Below are 19,005 nucleotides of genomic sequence, written 5' to 3' on the forward strand. Positions count from 1 at the left end.
ATTCATCATTAGATGGTCATAATAAAAACGGCAAAAGAATGTTTCAAAAAGTTGTAAACGAAAAAGGAGCGTTGGATGATGGAAAAAATAATCGATTCCACTGATGAAAATAAAGTGAAAGGTAAAGTGGTGAAAGCGAATATTGGGGATAAAATTCAAATAAAACGTGGTCTTCACAAAGGAAAAAAAGGTAACGTGATTCAGATTCTTGAAAACTCCGTTATCGTTGAATTAGGCATGAATGCAAAGACAGGGGAGCCTATAAAAACGGTAGTAAATCATAAAAATTATAAAATCGGGAAATAAGTGAATAATGAATAGCACTGCATAGAATAAAAGGTCATCTCCCACCAATGATGGCCTTTTTTCTTTTATTAGCTACTAGTAAAGATATGATAAAATAAAGATAAGCTAGCATTTTTTTCACCAAGAAAAATTTGGAGGTTGAAGTCGATGTTAAAGGTAGGAGTTATCGGGCTTGGTGATATTGCTCAAAAAGCATATTTGCCTGTATATAATGGGATGAAAGATGTCGAGTTTCATTTTTATACAAGAAATCAACATAAATTACGATTACTCGGCAAACAATTTCGCTATGAAAAACTATACGCAAGTTTGGAGTCGTTAATGGAAAGCGGAATAGCGGCAGCATTTGTTCACAGCTCAACAGATTCTCATGAGGAAATTGTAGGAAAGTTATTAGAACATAATATTCATGTGTTTGTCGATAAACCAATTACAGATAATTATGAGTCGACTAAGCGTCTAGTAAAAATGGCTAACGAAAAGGACTTAATTTTAATGACAGGGTTTAACCGTCGCTATGCTCCAACAATCATGCGCTTGAAAGAAATGGACAGACCTAACTTAATTTTAGTTCAAAAAAATCGCCATAACCAACCAGGAAAGCCGCGTACGTTTGTCTATGATGATTTTATTCATGTCGTTGATACGATGCGTTACTTATTTCCTTATCCAATTGAAGATATCGTCGTAAATGGCAGGAAAATGAAGGATGAACTTTACCATTTAGTCGTACAATTTATCTCACCTGAAGCAACTGCTATCGGTATTATGAATCGGGATAACGGTTCACGAGAAGAAATTGCTGAAGTGATGGGGCCGTATGAAAAGCGAACTGTCTATAATGTTTCTGATTTAGTCATTTCTAAGGGCGGAGAGACGGTAAAGATACATAAAAATGATTGGGAACCAACTTTATTAACTCGTGGTTTTGTGAACATGGTTGTGGACTTTATTCATGCTGTTCATGTGCATTCCACTCCTAAAATAACAGCTAATGATGCTTTAGTTACCCATAAAATATGCGAGGAAATAATGGGAAAGTTAGAGAAATTATAAGGAAGACTGTAACATATAAGAAATTGGGAAAGAAGTTTGTTATTTCGGAGGTTCGAATGTCAAGAATTAAAGGAGAAATTGGCTTATTATTAACTGCAATCATTTGGGGAAGCGGCTTTGTGGCAAGTGCCATTTCACTAGATAGTTATTCCCCATATCAAATTATGGCCGGCCGTTTTACTATTGGGGCGATAGTTTTAAGTGTTATTTTTGCAAAGAAGTTCCAGCGATTAACGAAAGCTACTATTTTTAAAGGAATGATTTTAGGGTTTATTTTATTTATCGCCTTTGCATTCCAAACAGTCGGTTTGCAATATACTACTCCGTCAAAAAATGCTTTCTTAACGGCAGTGAATGTTGTAATTGTTCCTTTTTTAGGTTTTTGCATTTATAAAAAGAGAGTTGACTTATTTGAGACAGCTGGAGCCGTATTAGCTATTATCGGTGTAGGTTTGTTGTCTTTGCAATTTTCTGGTGTGATAAATATTGGCGATTTTCTTTCACTACTATGTGCTCTTGGCTTTGCTTTTCATATTGTATTTACCGCTAAATATGTTCAAAAGGCTGATCCTTTTTTATTAACTATCATTCAAATGATTACAGCGGCATTTATAGGTTGGGTGGTCTTAGTCTTCCGTGGTGAAACAAACATGGTAATAGAAACGAAAGTACTCTGGCCGATCGTTTATTTAGGAATTTTCTCTACATCTATTGCTTTCTTATTACAAACAGTTGCCCAAAAATATACTTCGGAAACGAAAGCTGCAATTATTCTTTCAACTGAATCGTTTTGGGGTATGACATTTTCAGTATTATTATTAAATGAATTATTAACGACAAGAATGATAGTTGGTGCTGCATTAATTTTAATAGCAGTAATTTTATCCGAAACAAAACTAAACTTCTTAAAAAATAAGCGAGTAGAAGAGACCATTCAATAGCGGCAAATACAATGAAAATATATATCATCTTATTGAAAAATGTATCCTAAATGAATTAGGGTACTCTTTTTTTACAAAAACTGGAACATTAGTAACCTTTTTACCTAATAGTGATTAAAACAATTCCATTTTCTCACGATTATTTGTTAAATAATTCACAATAAATTAACAGACAACAGTTGAATTATGGCTACTAGTCTGTACCGATGCACTAGTTTCCTCAATTTGTCAATTTTACTGCACCAATTATTTATATTCTAATTAAATTGTCAAAAATATTTCTAATTATTTTTTGAAATTTGTAACAGCTATTCCGTAAAATGAGCAATTTATTATTTACAATAAGGGTGTAGGTATGTATTTGCGCGGAACAAAGATTAGGAGGGAGTATTGTTATGAGTGAACTTTTATTGGCGCGCATACAATTTGCGTCTACTACCGTGTTCCATTTTATTTTCGTACCACTTTCCATTGGATTAGCATTCATCATTGCTATCATGCAAACGCTTTATTTAGTGAAAAACGCAGAAATTTATAAGAAAATGGCAAAGTTTTGGGGAAAGTTGTTTCTTATTAACTTTGCGGTCGGAGTTGTTACTGGGATTATCCAGGAGTTTCAATTTGGGATGAACTGGTCCAGTTATTCCCGCTTCGTTGGCGACGTGTTCGGAGCACCGCTTGCAATTGAGGCTTTACTTGCATTTTTCATGGAGTCTACATTTATTGGTTTATGGATTTTCGGTTGGGATAAGTTACCGAAGAAATTACATTTAGCGTGTATTTGGCTCGTTTCTATCGGAACAACCTTATCGGCCCTTTGGATTATGGCGGCAAACTCCTTTATGCAAAATCCAGTTGGTTTCGTCTTGCAAAATGGCCGAGCAGAAATGAATGATTTCCTTGCTGTATTAACAAATCCCAAATTGTTAGTTGCATACCCACATGTTATTTTCGGAAGTTTGGCGACAGCCGCATTTTTAGTAATTGGTGTTTCTGCCTGGAATTTAGTGAAGAAAAGGGATACAGACTTTTTCAGGCGTTCAATGACAATTTCTTTAGTTGTAGGTTTGATCGCTTCTTTAGGATTATCTTTCTCGGGTCACTCGCAAGCAAAATATTTAATGTCTGCTCAACCGATGAAAATGGCTGCTGCAGAAGGAATTTGGGAAGATACAGGGGACCCAGCGCCTTGGACGCTTTTTGCCAATATTGATGTAGAAAATAAAGAAAGCACAGCAAGAGTGGAAATTCCATACTTATTAAGCTTTTTATCCTATGGTAAGTTTTCTGGCAGTGTGGAAGGAATGAATACATTACAGGATAAATTTGTACAACAATTTGGGGAAGGAAATTATATTCCACCAGTAAAAACAACATTTTGGAGTTTCCGGATTATGGTTGTCACTGGCGGGGTACTAGTTTTATTTAGTTTAATTGGTTTATTTAAAATATGGAGGAAGAAGTTGGAACAAAGCACGAAATTTTTAAAATGGTTAGTTCCTCTTATCTTTATTCCTTATTTCGGAAATACCTTTGGTTGGCTGATGTCAGAAATTGGCCGTCAACCATGGGTTGTTAATGGGTTAATGTTAACGGCTGATGGGGTATCACCAAGTGTATCGGCAGGACAAATTTTATTTTCACTAATTGCCTTTTCACTGATTTATACGCTATTAGCGATTGCGATGGTGTATTTATTTATTCGTGTAATTAAACAAGGTCCAAATGAAAAACCGTTAGAAGATGTTTCTGCAACAGATCCTTTTAGTACTGGGAGGGTTGTATGATGGAATTAAGTGAATTATGGTTTTTGCTCATTGGCGTATTGTTTGTCGGATTTGTATTTTTGGAAGGCTTTGATTTTGGTGTCGGCATGGGTACTCGTTTTTTGGCGAGAAATGAACTAGAGCGTCGTGTACTAATTAATACAATTGGACCTTTTTGGGATGCGAATGAGGTTTGGCTGTTAACTGCAGGGGGAGCAATGTTTGCTGCATTTCCCCATTGGTATGCCACTCTTTTTAGCGGCTATTACTTGCCATTTGTAATTTTATTACTCGCATTAATTGCAAGAGGAGTGTCTTTTGAGTTTCGCAGTAAGCATACAGCGGAGAAGTGGAGAAAAACTTGGGACTGGGCCATCTTCTTTGGTAGTATTTTACCACCATTTTTACTCGGTGTGTTATTTTCCAGTTTAATTTATGGTCTTCCAATTGATGGGAATATGGAAATGAATGCAGGGTTTTTTGATATTGTCAATGTTTATACAGTTGCAGGTGGAATAGCTTTCGTTTTACTTGCCTACTTACATGGGTTAATGTTTTTAACATTGAAAACAGAGGGAGAAATTCGAGAACGTGCACGACTCGGGGCGATTAAATTATATATTGTAACAGGAGCAGTTGTCGTTCTTTTTACCGTATTAACCGCTTTATATACGGACATTTTCACTAATCGTGGTGTGATACTTATCCCGATGTATGCCGCAGCAATTGTATTATATTTGTTGTTGCTTCCTTTATTACGTAATAAAAAGGAAGGGTTAAGTTTCACGGTGACAGGGCTCATTTTAGTGTTAGTAACATCATCGTTTTTTGTTGCGCTATTCCCGAACGTTATGATTAGCTCATTAGACCCAGCAAATAATATTACCGTCTATCAAGCGGCATCTGGTGATTATTCATTGAAGGTAATGACCATTGTGGCAGTCACTTTAGTACCGATTGTGTTGGCTTACACAATCTGGAGCTATTATATTTTCCGTAAGCGGGTGTCACATCAAGAACATTTGGAATATTAATGTTGCTGAAAAATGAATGTATGACAACTAAGTATTTCGGTGATGAAGGACATATTTTTTGGGATTCCAATGTAGATGTCCTTCATCATTAATTTATGGAAATGAAAAAGCATGGTTAAAGGGAGAACCGAATGATGGATAAACAACTTTTTCAATACAAAGGCAGTATTCCCCTAATGTTAATATTAGCAATGATGACAATTGCACAAGGAGTAGTGATTATTTTTCAAGCTATTTATTTAGCTGACGCAATTGTATCGATGTACGAAAAACAACCATGGAATACAACCCTCCACTCTTTCACACTGTTTTTACTCATGCATCTTGGACGCCATTTGCTGCAGTGGATTAAATCGAAACTCGCCTACTATTTTGCAGATCGGACTGCCCAACATATGCAATCCCTCCTTATTGAGAAATTATTTGAACTAGGTCCAAGGGCAATTGGAAAGCACGGTTCTGGTAACTTAATTACCCTTTGCTTAGAAGGAATCCCGAGTTTTCGAACTTATTTAGAATTGTTTATTCCTCGGTTTATCGCTATGCTCTGTATTCCTATTGCCATCTTAATATACGTATTTACATTGGATTTAGCATCAGCCATTGTTTTATCAGTCGTCCTCCCAATTATGATTGCTTTTTTAATTTTGCTTGGACTTACTGCAAAGAAACAAATTCATTCGCAAATGGGGACGTATTTGCTTCTATCCAGACATTTTGTTGATTCACTGCGTGGATTAGTGACGTTGAAGTTTTTAGGAAGAAGTAAAGGACATCGGGAATCGATTCAAACGGTTAGCAATAAATTTCGGATTGCGACAATGCGAACACTTAGAGTTGCTTTTATGTCCAGTTTTTCATTAGACTTTTTTTCTACTCTGTCTGTTGCTGTTGTTGCAGTTGAACTTGGCCTTCGATTAATTGAGGGAGATATGTTATTAGCTCCAGCATTAACGATTTTAATTTTAGCGCCAGAGTACTTTTTTCCGATTCGCGACTTTGGAAATGATTACCACGCGACAATGGACGGAAAAGAAGCCGGGAAACAAATTAACCGGATATTGCAGCAAGATATAATGGAAACTAACACATCGATAAAAATAGATACATGGAATGAATCTAGTGAACTAGTTGTTAAAAACTTAATAAAAAAGTCACCGACGGATGAGCGCTTTCTGTTAGAGGCTATTAATTTTTCCGTTTCTGGATATAAAAAAATAGGAATAGTCGGCACAACTGGAGCGGGTAAGTCAACCCTTATTGATATTTTGTCCGGTTTTACCCAACCAACTGACGGAGAGATTATCATTAATCATAAAAATGTTACAAATTTTTCCGTCGAAAATTGGCAACAACAAGTTACATACTTGCCGCAGCATCCGTATATTTTCTCTGGTACGGTTGCAGATAATATTCGATTTTATGATCCGGAAGCATCGCTAGAAAAAACTCGTGAAGTAGCCGCTAAAGTCGGTTTATTGGAACTAATCGACAGTTTCCCAAATGGGTTGAATGAAAAAATTGGTCAAGGGGGACGGACGTTGAGTGGTGGGGAAGAACAACGGATTGCTTTAGCGAGAGGACTTTTACAAAATCGCCCAGTAATCATTCTAGATGAGCCGACAGCCCATCTTGATATTGAAACAGAGCATGAGATTAAACAAGTTATGTTGCCACTATTTAATAATAAACTAGTTTTTTTTGCAACTCATCGCCTCCACTGGATGAAAAGCATGGATATTATTTTTGTTATTGATAAGGGAAGGCTAGTAGAGATTGGTACTCATGAAGAGCTTTTTCATAAAAAGGGTGCCTATTATCGGTTAGTTGAGGCACATCGCGGAACAAGTAAGGGTGTCCCAGTAGGAGGTTTTTCTAATGGAGCTGTTTAAAGAATATATAAAACCTTATTTAAAACAGTATAAAGGGCTCATGCTTACCACTGTTTTATTAGGAATTATTACTGTATTAGCTTCATCCTTATTAACTTTTACGGCAGGTTATTTAATTACTCGTGCCTCAGAAATGCCGTTAACGATTCTTTTAATTTATGTTCCGATTGTAGGAGTTCGGGCTTTCGGGATTACTAGACCAGTAGCAAAGTATTTAGAAAGATTAGCAGGGCATAATACCGTCCTAAAAATTTTATCGGAAATGCGGGTGAAACTGTACGATATGTTAGAACCGCAAACATTGTTTATCCGTTCTCGCTTTCAAACAGGTGATTTGTTAGGAACATTGGCCGATGATATTGAGCATTTGCAAGACGCTTATATTCGGACAATTTTTCCAATCGTAACGGCTTTGTTCTTATTATTATATTCAGTGATCGTTCTAGCTGTATTTGATTGGTTATTCGCTCTTTGGATTGGACTTTGCTTAAGTGTGCTCGTTTTTGTCTATCCATTACTCTCCCTATATTTTTTGAAGAAGCGTCAAAAGGAACTAAAGGCAGAGAAAAATCAATTATATAAAAAATTAACAGATGCAGTATTCGGGATCAGTGACTGGATAGTAAGTGGAAATAAAACACGGTTTATCGCTGAATTTTTAACTAGTACGAAAAGCACTTATATGTTGGAAAGAAAAATGGCTAACTGGAATCATTCCCGGCAGTTCCAGTTGCAAGTTTGGACAGGTGTGATATTGATTTTCGTCGGATTATGGGCTGGAAAAGCAGCATTAGCTGGAGAAATATTACCAACTTATATTGCATCTTTCACCCTTGTAACAATTCCAATTATTGAAGGATTAATGCCGACATCTCAAGCTGTGGAGCGCATACCAGCGTACGAAGAATCATTAGCAAGAATTAATTATATAAATAAGCAAGGAATACAAAACAGTCGTCAGGAAGTAGAAATACCATTACCAAGTACCGTAGATCTTGTGTTTAATCATGTTACTTTCCGTTACGGTGAACAGGAGAATGCGTTGCAATCGATAAATTTATCGGCTCCTTTTAGGAAAAAAATAGCAATACTAGGGAAAAGTGGTTCAGGCAAGTCCACCTTATTACAATTATCGCTCGGAGAACTTTCACCGCAAATTGGTGAAGTCCTTGTAAATGGAATAAAAGCCATAGATTACGGAGATAAAATCCACGAAGTTATTAGTGTATTGAATCAAAAACCGTATTTATTTGCTACTACCGTTGAGAATAATATTCGCCTTGGAAAAGCAAATGCAACCCGAGAAGAAATTGAATCAGTGATAAAACAAGTGAAGTTAGATAAATATATTTACTCTCTACCAAAGGGAATAAATACGCAAATGGAAGAAACAGGTCAACGCTTTTCCGGTGGAGAAAGGCAGCGAATTGCTCTTGCCCGGATTTTGTTAAAAAATACACCAATCGTCATATTGGATGAGCCCACAGTTGGGTTAGACCCGAAAACAGAACTTGATTTATTGGAAACAATCTATGACGTATTAAAAGACAAAACAGTAATTTTAATTACACACCATCTTATCGGTTTAGAAAAAATGGATGAAATTATCTTTTTAGATAATGGTTGTATTGCAATGCGGGGTTCCCATGAGCAGTTATTACAGACAAATCAGCGATATAAGCAATTGTATCAATTGGACCGAGGCGATGAATGATAAGTATGTCTCAGGAAAAGTTATACAGCAATTCCGCCCTCTAGTTACATTATTGTAGAGTCATAGTAAAACCTATACTTTACCCAACCTTTAATGAAAAAAGGAGTTGCAACAACCTAATACTTAAAAAATTCCTGTTTGACAAAATAGTTATATTTTGATAGTTTTTTAATTAAACTTTTAACTAAAGGGATGTTTTATTTAGTCTTAAAGTTCGAATTGTATAGCAGTTATTGTTGTATTGGAGGGAAACGATTATGAGTAAAGTAAATGTCGGCATCGTCGGTTTGGGGAATCTTGGTAAAGGTGTCGTTAAAGCAATAAATAAGTGCCCGGATATGAATTTGTCAGCTATATTTACTAGAAGAAATCCTGGTGAAGTGAAAGTCGATAATGATACGGTGAAAATTGTACATATTTCAGAAGTAGAAAAATATGTGAAAGAAATTGATGTCATGATATTATGTGGCGGTTCTGCCACTGACTTGCCTCAGCAAGGACCAGAACTGGCTAGTCTCTTTAATACAGTTGACAGTTTTGATACTCATGCAAAAATTCCGGAATACTTCGAGCAGATGGATCATGTTGCTAGTGCAAAAGGTAAATTAAGTATTATTTCAGTCGGGTGGGATCCAGGACTATTCTCGATTAATCGTTTAATGGGGGAAGCTATTTTGCCTGATGGGGAAACATATACATTTTGGGGAAAAGGGGTTAGCCAAGGCCATTCCGATGCAATTCGTCGCGTTGAAGGAGTAAAAGCTGGAGTTCAATACACTGTACCTATAGAGGCAAGTGTTAACCGGGTTCGCAGTGGCGAAAATCCGACGTTGTCGACGAAAGAAAAGCATGAGCGCATCTGTTATGTTGTACCAGAGCCTGGCTATGATCGAGATAAAATCACTGAAAAAATTAAAACGATGCCGAACTATTTCTCTGACTATCACACAAAGGTATATTTTATTACTGAAGAAGAGCTAAGACGGGACCATTCTAAATTACCCCACGGTGGATTCGTTATTCGTAGTGGGAAAACTGGTGAAAAAAATAAACAAATTATTGAGTATTCGCTTCAACTCGAGAGTAATCCGGAATTCACTGCCAGTGTACTTGTTGCTTATGCGAGAGCAGCATTTCGGCTCCATCAAGAAGGACATACTGGAGCAAAAACAGTATTTGATATTGCCCCAGCCTATTTATCACCAAAAACAGCAGCGCAATTACGTAAAGAATTGTTATAAATAACTCGTACGGTAGATTTAAAATAATAGATACGAGCATGCGGTTTAACGTAGAAAGATTTAATATCAATTACAACCATTTATTCATTGATAAAGTTGAATAAATATATAAAAGATGAAAGGTGGCACAAATGTTGTCACCTTTTTTAAAATGTAAATGAAAACATTGTATTCACTTGAGCATATGAAAGGGATATTTCCGTAAATAACGGTAAAATAGGAATTAGAAAAAATGATTTGGTTAGGGGTGACGAAATGGAGACAGTACTCATTATTGGTGGGGGAATTACTGGGTTAATGGCTGCTTATGAATTACAAAAATGGCAACAGCAACACCCTGGGAAATTTCGGATTCGATTAGTGGAAGCTTCTTCAGAGCTTGGCGGTAAGATCGCAACAAAGCATCAAAGCGACTTTATCATCGAAACTGGAGCGGATTCAATAGTAACACGGAAAGCGGCACATTTAGCTGTGTTTGAAGAGTTAGGGTTAACGGGAAAATTTGTCTTTAATGAGACTGGAAAATCATATATTTATCGAAACGGACAATTAAAATTAATTCCATCTGACACGGTTTTTGGAATACCTGCAGGCGTTGAGTCACTTGCAAAGTCACAATTAATTTCAGCAGAAGGAAAGGTTGCTGCTTTAAAAGATTTATATACGAAAAACGATACATTCACTGGAGATCATTCAATTGGGGAATTTCTCGAGTATTTCCTTGGGGAAGAACTTGTTGCAGAGCAAATTAAGCCGGTATTATCTGGTGTATATTCCAGCAACTTATCGGACTTATCTATTAATACTACACTTCCTTTTTTACTAGACTATAAAAATAAATATGGAAGTATAATAAATGGGTTAGAAGTACATAAGGAGCAGTTTCAAGCGGATGGAAAAAATAAATTCTTTTCTTTTCCTGGTGGTTTGAAAACGCTCATTGAGTCGTTAGAAAAAAATTTAACAGAAGTTGAAATTAGCAAAAACTGTAAAGTAGAACAAATTAACAAGAAGACGAATGGATACAAAGTATTTTTTCATAACGGTGAAATTTGTGAAGCTAAAAACGTTGTTATAGCCATTCCAAGTTCGCAAGCAGCCAAATTATTTGAAGAAAGGGCAATTGCAGAAGAACTGGCTAGTTTTAAAAACAAATCTATGGTTAGCGTATATATCGGTTTTCAATTAGCGAGCAGTGAATTACCTATGGAAGGGACTGGCTTTATAACGGCGGACAATCGATCAGGAGTGATTTGTAATGCTTGCACATGGACTAGCCGGAAGTGGAAACATACTTCATTGAACGGCAACTTATTAGTGAGGCTATTTTACAAAAGTAGCAATCCACATTTTCAAGAATTAATTGCCATGAATGAGGATGAACTATTAGCAACAGCACTAACGGATATTACTCAGAGTATTGGTCTTAATGCAAAACCAATGACATACGAATTTACAAAATGGACAAACAATATGCCTGCATACGAAATGGATCATAAAATAAAGGTAACACATTTAGAGAAGAAATTTGAGCAGGAATATCCAGGACTATTTTTGGCAGGCTGCTCCTATTATGGGGTTGGGATCCCCGATTGCATCGACAATGGGATTGCTATTGCTGAAAAGATTAAATCTTTTTATCAATAAAGTAGTAAGAGAAAAAAAGATAGGTAAATAAAAAGCATTCAGCCCTGAAAACAGGATTGAATGCTTTTTTACTAATCTTTATTGACTTTCCCAAGATAATAAGAGACAAATAAGCCAACGATAAAGGAGATGATACTAATAATCAGCATATTATTCTCTGGAAAACCAGGATAAATAATAAAAATGGAACCAATAATTAAACCGATGATGGCAGCATATGTTGCATGCTGGAAATGCTTTAGAGCGTATTGAATCGCTTTACTACTAACAATAAATCCTACCGCAACACCTGCTCCAACGATAGCAATAATCGTAATATTTAAGTTAGATAAAGCATTGATGACTACATCATATACACCAAGTAGTAATAAGATAAAAGAGCCGCTAATTCCAGGTAACAGCATCGCCATACTCCCTAACCATCCTGAGAAAAACAAACCTGCAATTTCTAACGCGGATAAGGATTCACCTAAATTTAACACTTTGTCTGAGCGCATGAATGCCATTATTACTAAAACAATAATTGCGATGGCGAGTATAAGATAGTGATTTACTTTGAAGTTTCTTTTTATATTCGCTTGCTTCATAATAAAAGGAATTACACCTAACACAAGCCCGAGGAAAAAGAATCGGGTTGGCTCATGATAATATTCTAATAAATACTTAATTAGTCGGCTTAATAGAAGAATCGCACTTCCCATTCCAAGTGCAAGTGGAATTAAAAAGCCAAGATGTTTTTTCCATTCACGACTAAAAAAACCGCTGATCGCTGCAAGGAGGCGATCATAAATCCCAAGAATAAAGGCGATCGTACCACCACTAACACCAGGGATTAAATCACTAATTCCCATCAAAAATCCCCGATACAAATTTTTCCATTCCATATGTAATTTTCTTCCTTCCACACTTTTTAAAATTTCACCTAATTTGTTATTATACACGATTTTACGCAAAATAACTTCATCATCAGAGAAAATTTAGGAAAATAATATAGTTATTATAGGAATGTAATAATTAATATTTATATTACAAGAATGTGAAAAAGTTAAAGATATAGAACAAATTAGGACTTTAGACCTATTTTTTAACATTAAATAGGTCTAAAGTCTCAATATTTTTTCAGAAAAATATGTTATATAATAGATTGTAGGCATTTTTCCTAATTTCGGAAAAAAACGGTCTGATTCCAAAAAACATTATTTAAAAATAATTTTCACGATTGACTTTTTTATAATAGCAAAAGTTTCGTTTGGAATCATCATGCCTAAACTACATAGCGATGGGGGGAGTGTCTATAAAACTAGCTTTATCGGATTTACTTAAAGGTTTTAGTAGGAAATTTGGAGAGCATAAGTTTTATAGGTAGTAGAGCACGGTGCAAGACAAATAATCACCAATTTGGGGGGAAACTAATGAGGATCCTGAAAAAGAGATTGTTAGTTTTAGTAACGATTTTTGCATTGCTTTTAAACTATAGTTTACCATTTGCAAGTGTGTCCCATGCAGCAGAAAACAATGAAACGAATGCCATTTCAGTTGTAGAAGCGATTGAGAATAATAGCGGAACTGCCACGGTGACGGGGTATATAGTAGGAATTACAAAAAGTGGTCCAAATTACCAACATACTCCACCTTTTACTGAGGTTACAAACTTGGCAATAGCTGACAGTCCTAATGAAACAGATAAAACGAAGATATTGCCAGTTCAGTTACCAAGTGGCGCAATTAGAGATAACTTTAATTTAAAAGAAAATCCAGGATTACTAGGTACGAAAGTGTTTATCACAGGTAGCTTAGAAAAATACTTTGGTGTTTCAGGCTTAAAAAGTCCAAGCAGCATGTGGTTGGATGGAGAAGCATCACCGGAGGAACCAAAACCTGAACCACCTGCTGGTGAAACTATACCTATCCATGAAATTCAAGGTGATGGGCACGTCTCTCCATATAAAGATAAACAAGTAGTAACAGAAGGTGTTGTAACGTTTGTACAGGATAAAAGTAACTTTTTTATCCAATCGTTAGAACCAGATGATAACCCAAATACTTCTGAAGGTATTTTAGTTTATAAAGGTGGACACGGGGTTAAAGTTGGAGATAAAGTTACAGTAAGCGGGGAAGTTAAAGAATGGGTTATTACTGGTAGTAAAGTAGATGTTGATTTAGCGGTAACAGAAATTAATGCAGGTAGAGGTACTGTATATGTAAATGGAACTGCAGAACTTCCTGAACCAGTCGTTCTTGATCCTCCTACTAAAGTAATTGATAATGATGGATTTGCAAAGTTTGATCCTGAAGAAGATGCGATAGATTATTACGAAACTTTGGAGGGTATGTTAGTCGCAGTTGAAAATCCTTTAGTAGTTGGTCCACAAAGATATGGAGAAATACCAGTTTTAACAAAAATTGTGGAAGATAAAACATATACAACTAGGGGCGGAGTTTTATTAACGAAAGAAACTGCTAACCCTGAAAGAATTCTCATTGATGTTTTTAATAATGACTTTGTTGCAAAAGTCGGGGACAAGTTTGATGGCGTAATAACTGGCGTGCTTTCATTTGATTTCAGCAATTGGAAAGTTTTTACAGAAGAAGTTAAACTTCCAAAATTAATTAAAAGTGATGTTAATCGTCCGAACACGACATTAGTAGGGGATGATGAATCCTTAACAGTAGCAACTTATAATATTGAAAATTATTATCAAGGACTAACGGAAAAAACAGAAAAAATTGCTAAGTCTATTGTTGATAATCTAAAATCACCTGATATCATCGGACTTGTGGAAATGCAAGATAATAATGGACCTACAAAAGACGGTGTTACAGAGGCTGATGAAAACTATGAAGCCTTAATTGCAGCGATTAAAGCAGCCGGTGGACCAGAATATGACTGGGCTGATGTTGCACCAAATGATAAGGAAGACGGCGGTCAACCAGGCGGAAATATTCGTGTAGGTTTCCTATATAATCCAGACCGTGTTGATTTAGTAGAAGCGCCAAGAGGCAAAGCAACAGAGGCAACAAAATTCGAAGACGGTTCCCTTACTCTGAATCCAGGAAGAGTCAACCCAACTGATCCTGCCTTTAACAGTAGTCGTAAACCTGTTGCTGCGCAATTTAAATTTAATGACGAAGATGTTATTGTAATTAACAATCACTTTAACTCTAAAGGTGGAGATACTCCATTATTTGGAAAAATCCAACCACCTAATTTAGTAAGTGAAGCACAGCGGATGGAAATCGCAAAGGTAGTTAATAGTTTCATCAAGGACATTTTAGCGGAAGATCCTGATGCGAATGTAATCGTAACTGGTGATTTAAATGACTTCCAATTCTCCAAACCAATAGAAGTATTAAAGGGAGACATTTTATCTAACTTAATTGATCGAGTACCTTTAGAAAAACGTTACACATATAATTTTGAAGGTAATGCTCAAGTACTTGATCATATTTTAGCAACCAACCGTTTAGCAAATACTGCAGAGGTTGACATTGTTCAACTTAACTCTGATTACATGGAAGAACATGGTAGAGCTTCTGACCATGACCCAGTAGTGGCAAAATTTAATTTCGATGTCGATTTTAATTTAACGATTATGCACACAAATGATTCTCATGCTAAAGTAGAAAATTTCCCAATGCTAAGTACAGCAGTTAACCAAATTCGTGCAGAAAATCCAAATAATTTGCTACTTCATGCTGGAGACGTATTTTCAGGTTCTCTTTATTTTACCGTTCATGAAGGGCTAGCTGATTTGCACTTTATGAATGCAATCGGATATGATGCGATGACATTTGGTAACCATGAGTTTGATAAAGACTCTCAAGTACTTCATAATTTTGTTACTCGAGCTAATTTTCCATTCGTAAGTTCGAATATAGACTTCAGTAAGGATGTTAGTCTAAATTCACATATTGCTGATGAGATTGGCCAACCTGGTGAGGGAGGATTTATATATCCTGCAATTGTGAAAGAAATAAATGGTGAGCAAGTAGGTATATTCGGTCTAACTACTGAAGATACACCAAGCATTGCCAGCCCAAGTAAAGATATTGTATTTGAAAATGCAGTGGAAAAATCAACGGAAACAATAGAATTACTTGAAAGTATGGGTGTAAATAAGATTATTGCTCTGTCACACTTAGGATATAACGTAGATGTGGAACTTGCTAATGCCGTAGATGGAATAGACATTATTGTTGGCGGACACTCTCATACAGCTTTACCAGAAGGGGAAATGATTGATAAAGCTGAGCCAACTGTCATTGTCCAAACTGACGGAGATTTAAAAACATTAGGTGAACTAAATGTCAATTTTAATGATAATGGTGTAGTTACAGAATATGAAGCTAATTTATTGCCTTTAAGTAGTTTTGAGCGAGATGAAACACTTTTAGCTGATGTGGCTAAGTTTAATGAACCTCTAGAAGAGCTAAAAAAAGAGGTAATAGGTTATACAGAGGTTCCTTTAGATGGGGAAAGAGCAGATGTTCGGACAAAAGAAACAAACCTAGGGAATTTAATTTCTGATGGTATGGTATGGAAATTACAACAGTTTAATCCTGAAGTAACAATTGCTTTACAAAATGGTGGCGGAATTCGTGCATCCATTGATCAAGGTGATATAACTTTAGGGGAAGTATTGACTGTTCTTCCATTTAATAATGCATTAGTTTCGATTAAATTAACAGGGGAAGAATTATTACAAGCACTTGAACATAGTGTCAGTATCTATCCTGACCAAAATGGAGGGTTCTTGCATGTATCAGGCTTGAAGTTCAAGTTTGACGCAAGCAAACCTGCTTATGAAAGAGTATGGTCTGTCGAAGTAAAACAACAAGACGGCAGCTATGTACCTCTTGATTTAGAAGCATACTATACAGTAGCTACTAATAGCTTTACAGCTAAAGGTGGGGACGGCTATGACTCTTTAAAACAAGCATATGAAGATGGTCGGATGACGAACCTTGATGTTCCAGACTTTGAAGTTCTTACAGAGTATTTGCAAGAAATTGGCAATGTTAATTTAGGTGTTGAAGGTCGTATTGTGGAAGGGAAGGAAATAGATCAACCGACCGATCCGAGCGATCCAAGCGATCCAAGTGATCCAGCCGATCCAAGCGATCCAAGTGATCCGACAGATCCAGCAGATCCATCAGATCCGAGCGATCCGAGCGATCCGAGCGATCCAAGTGATCCAGCCGATCCAAGCGATCCAAGTGATCCAAGCGATCCAGCCGATCCATCAGATCCAACAGATCCAAGTGATCCATCAGATCCGAGCGATCCAAGTGATCCAGCAGATCCAAGTGATCCGACTGATCCACAACAACCAGGTGATGGTGATAAGCTACCAGAAACATCGGTCAATTCGATGAACATGATGTTATTCGGCAGCATTTTAGTCATCATTGGAGGAGTTGGCTACTTCTTTAGTCGCAGAAAAAGAAAATTAAACATCCATTAGGAATAAAGTAGGAGAAAAGAGGTCCAGAATATGGACCTCTTTTTTTGTATAAGATTAATTATTTTAAAATAATTTCCACTACATAGTGGACAAAGTTTTCCATCTATTTTAATATATTATCATAGCGAAAATATTAGGAAAAAGGGACTATTCCTAGTTCTTTAGGTGGGGTGAGAAAAATGTTCCGGAATATGAAAGTATCGAGAAAGTTGTTTGTTATTATTTTTATCATGTCAATTTTTGTAGCTATTAATGGTACTTTTGGGGTATTTATGATGAATAAAATGGCAGCCAATTCCGAATTAATGTATAAGGAAAGGCTATTGTCTACTCAATCCGTCGGTGAAATGGTAGTGAATAATAGTAGGCTCCATGGTTATTCATTAGAAATGATGCTAATCATTAATCCGACACGAAAACAAAGCTTAGAAAAGAAAATAAATGAAACAATCACAAGTAATGAAAAAGCGATGACAAACTATGAAAAAATACAATTTACTGAGGAAGAGGCGACCAAATATAATCAATACAAAACTATGAATGCCGACTTTCTAAAAGAAGTACAACATGTTGTTAGTTTAGCGATCGAAAATAAAAACGAGGAAGCGTATCAATACTACAGTAATAAGCTAGAGAGCTCTCGTTATCAGATTGATAGTTTGCTTGATGAATTGAAATTAATTAATGATCAAGCGGCACAACAGTTTAATGAACAAAATAATCAAGCAGCCCAAATTGCAAAATTACTTATGCCAATCGTCACAATCACTTCTATTCTATTGGCAATCATTATAAGCTTATTTATTTCTCGAATGATTACGAAACCAATAAAACAATTAATGCAGTTATTTAAAAAAGCAGAACAAGGCGATTTTACTTTAATAGGAAATTATCAATCCAAAGATGAGGTAGGGGAACTTACTACATATTTTAATAAAATGATTACAAGCTTAAGAACAATTTTCCAAAGGGTGAAAGAAGCATCGGAGCAGTTGGCAGCTTCATCAGAACAATTAAGTGCAAGCAGTCAAGAATCGCAAGCTGCCAGTGAACAAATAGCTAATACAATCGAGGAGCTCGCTTCAGGCTCTGAAAACCAAGTACAAACAGTTGCTAATAGTAACGAATCTATTACAAGTATGGTAAAACAAACGGAAACTATTGCCGTAAATTCCAACATAGTAAAAACAGGAGTAATTGGGGCAAAAGAGGATGCGGCAAATGGTAGGGACAAATTGCAAAAAGTCGCTGCCCAAATGCATGAAATTCAACATCAAGTGGAAACATTAGCAAAATCAGTTCATCTGTTAAACAAACATTCCAGTGAAATCGGCCAATTTAATAATGTAATTTCAGATATTGCTGAGCAGACGAACTTACTTGCCCTAAATGCTGCTATTGAAGCAGCTAGAGCAGGAGAACATGGCCGCGGATTTGCTGTCGTTGCTGATGAAGTAAGAAAGTTAGCCGAGCAATCTGCTAATTCAGCTCGAAATATTACCGAGCAAATTCAAATTATCCAAAATGAAAATCAACATACATTGCAGTCGATGAAGGTAACGATGAAAGAAGTAGACACTGGTATTGAAGTGGTGGAACAGGCAAATACCGCTTTCCACCAAATTGAAACAGCAATCAATGAAATTGTTCAACAAATAAATCACGTGGAAGACTCTGTGCAACAATTAGAGACGGAAACATCCAATGTACACCAGTCCATGTTGCAAGTAAGTAAGGTAGCTGATATTGCTGCTACAGGTACACAAACTGTCACTGCTGCTACGGAAGAACAGCTAGCAACGATGGAGGAAATAGCTTCCTCCTCACACGATTTGGCAAAAATGGCAGAAGACTTACAACAAATCATTACAAGGTTTAAACTATAAAAGGAATGGGTGTCTTTGAACTAGTTCAGTTATCAGACACCCATTCCTTTACTATTT

12 protein-coding genes and 1 pseudogene are annotated in these 19,005 nt (G+C 36.2%); 12 read left to right on the forward strand and 1 reads right to left on the reverse strand.

Features of this window, described 5'->3' with window-relative positions; translation table 11 throughout:
- Positions 1-78 precede the first annotated feature (78 nt).
- The 9 genes from BN1242_RS06695 (at position 79) to hemG (ending at position 11,597) form a co-directional block, all read left to right on the forward strand.
- On the forward strand, positions 79-306 hold the full coding sequence (locus BN1242_RS06695; protein ID WP_420806009.1) for a DUF2187 family protein: 228 nt from the start codon (positions 79-81) through the stop codon (positions 304-306).
- A gap of 147 nt (positions 307-453) precedes the next feature.
- Positions 454-1,362 carry a Gfo/Idh/MocA family protein gene (locus BN1242_RS06700; protein ID WP_062353154.1) on the forward strand — a complete coding sequence of 303 codons (909 nt, stop codon included), beginning with the start codon at positions 454-456 and terminating at the stop codon, positions 1,360-1,362.
- A gap of 56 nt (positions 1,363-1,418) precedes the next feature.
- Positions 1,419-2,303, forward strand: a complete 885-nt coding sequence (locus BN1242_RS06705; RefSeq protein ID WP_062353157.1) for a DMT family transporter — start codon at positions 1,419-1,421, stop codon at positions 2,301-2,303.
- 395 nt (positions 2,304-2,698) lie between these two features.
- Entirely contained in the window at positions 2,699-4,090 is a 1,392-nt protein-coding gene (locus BN1242_RS06710; protein WP_062353160.1) for a cytochrome ubiquinol oxidase subunit I, read from the forward strand.
- The gene (gene cydB, locus BN1242_RS06715; RefSeq protein WP_077216130.1) at positions 4,090-5,103 is read left to right on the forward strand and encodes a cytochrome d ubiquinol oxidase subunit II; all 1,014 of its coding nucleotides are present in this window, start codon (positions 4,090-4,092) and stop codon (positions 5,101-5,103) included. Before BN1242_RS06710 ends, cydB begins: the two co-directional genes overlap by 1 nt.
- Before the next feature lie 134 nt (positions 5,104-5,237).
- Positions 5,238-6,995: a thiol reductant ABC exporter subunit CydD gene (cydD, locus tag BN1242_RS06720; protein WP_062353166.1), complete on the forward strand. Its 1,758-nt coding sequence runs from the start codon at positions 5,238-5,240 to the stop codon at positions 6,993-6,995.
- A complete protein-coding gene (cydC, locus tag BN1242_RS06725) occupies positions 6,982-8,709 on the forward strand; it encodes a thiol reductant ABC exporter subunit CydC (protein WP_062353169.1) in 1,728 nt (575 codons plus the stop codon). The genes cydD and cydC overlap by 14 nt, the downstream gene beginning before the upstream one ends.
- 254 nt (positions 8,710-8,963) lie before the next feature.
- The gene (locus BN1242_RS06730; protein ID WP_062353293.1) at positions 8,964-9,950 is read left to right on the forward strand and encodes a diaminopimelate dehydrogenase; all 987 of its coding nucleotides are present in this window, start codon (positions 8,964-8,966) and stop codon (positions 9,948-9,950) included.
- A 255-nt stretch (positions 9,951-10,205) separates the two neighbouring features.
- On the forward strand, positions 10,206-11,597 hold the full coding sequence (gene hemG, locus BN1242_RS06735; protein WP_062353173.1) for a protoporphyrinogen oxidase: 1,392 nt from the start codon (positions 10,206-10,208) through the stop codon (positions 11,595-11,597).
- A gap of 71 nt (positions 11,598-11,668) precedes the next feature.
- Here hemG and BN1242_RS06740 read toward each other — a convergent pair whose 3' ends face one another.
- A complete protein-coding gene (locus BN1242_RS06740; protein WP_062353296.1) occupies positions 11,669-12,481 on the reverse strand; it encodes a DUF368 domain-containing protein in 813 nt (270 codons plus the stop codon).
- Positions 12,482-13,009: 528 nt separating this feature from the next.
- On the opposite strand from BN1242_RS06740, the gene BN1242_RS06745 reads away from it, so the two are divergent.
- The 3 genes and pseudogenes from BN1242_RS06745 to BN1242_RS13925 all read left to right on the forward strand — a co-directional run bounded on the left by BN1242_RS06745 (position 13,010) and on the right by BN1242_RS13925 (position 18,948).
- Positions 13,010-17,062: a 5'-nucleotidase C-terminal domain-containing protein gene (locus BN1242_RS06745; protein ID WP_062353176.1), complete on the forward strand. Its 4,053-nt coding sequence runs from the start codon at positions 13,010-13,012 to the stop codon at positions 17,060-17,062.
- 191 nt (positions 17,063-17,253) lie between these two features.
- A pseudogene (locus tag BN1242_RS13920) lies at positions 17,254-18,006 on the forward strand (MCP four helix bundle domain-containing protein); the annotation flags it as partial.
- Complete coding sequence (locus BN1242_RS13925; protein WP_420806013.1) at positions 18,001-18,948, forward strand: methyl-accepting chemotaxis protein; 948 nt, start codon at positions 18,001-18,003, stop codon at positions 18,946-18,948. The pseudogene BN1242_RS13920 and the gene BN1242_RS13925, both read left to right, overlap by 6 nt.
- Positions 18,949-19,005: the final 57 nt, after the last annotated feature.

This window comes from Bacillus kwashiorkori (assembly GCF_001375515.1).
Lineage (GTDB): Bacteria > Bacillota > Bacilli > Bacillales > Caldibacillaceae > Bacillus_BK > Bacillus_BK kwashiorkori.

Bases quoted from the DNA above. Each gene is read 5' to 3' on its own strand.
- BN1242_RS06745 (WP_062353176.1), top strand. From the start codon at position 13,010: ATGAGGATCCTGAAAAAGAGATTGTTAGTTTTAGTAACGATTTTTGCA.
- BN1242_RS06710 (WP_062353160.1), top strand. From the start codon at position 2,699: ATGAGTGAACTTTTATTGGCGCGCATACAATTTGCGTCTACTACCGTG.
- cydC (WP_062353169.1), top strand. From the start codon at position 6,982: ATGGAGCTGTTTAAAGAATATATAAAACCTTATTTAAAACAGTATAAA.
- BN1242_RS06695 (WP_420806009.1), top strand. From the start codon at position 79: ATGGAAAAAATAATCGATTCCACTGATGAAAATAAAGTGAAAGGTAAA.
- BN1242_RS13925 (WP_420806013.1), top strand. From the start codon at position 18,001: ATGATTACAAGCTTAAGAACAATTTTCCAAAGGGTGAAAGAAGCATCG.
- BN1242_RS06700 (WP_062353154.1), top strand. From the start codon at position 454: ATGTTAAAGGTAGGAGTTATCGGGCTTGGTGATATTGCTCAAAAAGCA.
- BN1242_RS06740 (WP_062353296.1), bottom strand. From the start codon at position 12,481: ATGGAATGGAAAAATTTGTATCGGGGATTTTTGATGGGAATTAGTGAT.
- cydB (WP_077216130.1), top strand. From the start codon at position 4,090: ATGGAATTAAGTGAATTATGGTTTTTGCTCATTGGCGTATTGTTTGTC.
- BN1242_RS06705 (WP_062353157.1), top strand. From the start codon at position 1,419: ATGTCAAGAATTAAAGGAGAAATTGGCTTATTATTAACTGCAATCATT.
- hemG (WP_062353173.1), top strand. From the start codon at position 10,206: ATGGAGACAGTACTCATTATTGGTGGGGGAATTACTGGGTTAATGGCT.
- cydD (WP_062353166.1), top strand. From the start codon at position 5,238: ATGGATAAACAACTTTTTCAATACAAAGGCAGTATTCCCCTAATGTTA.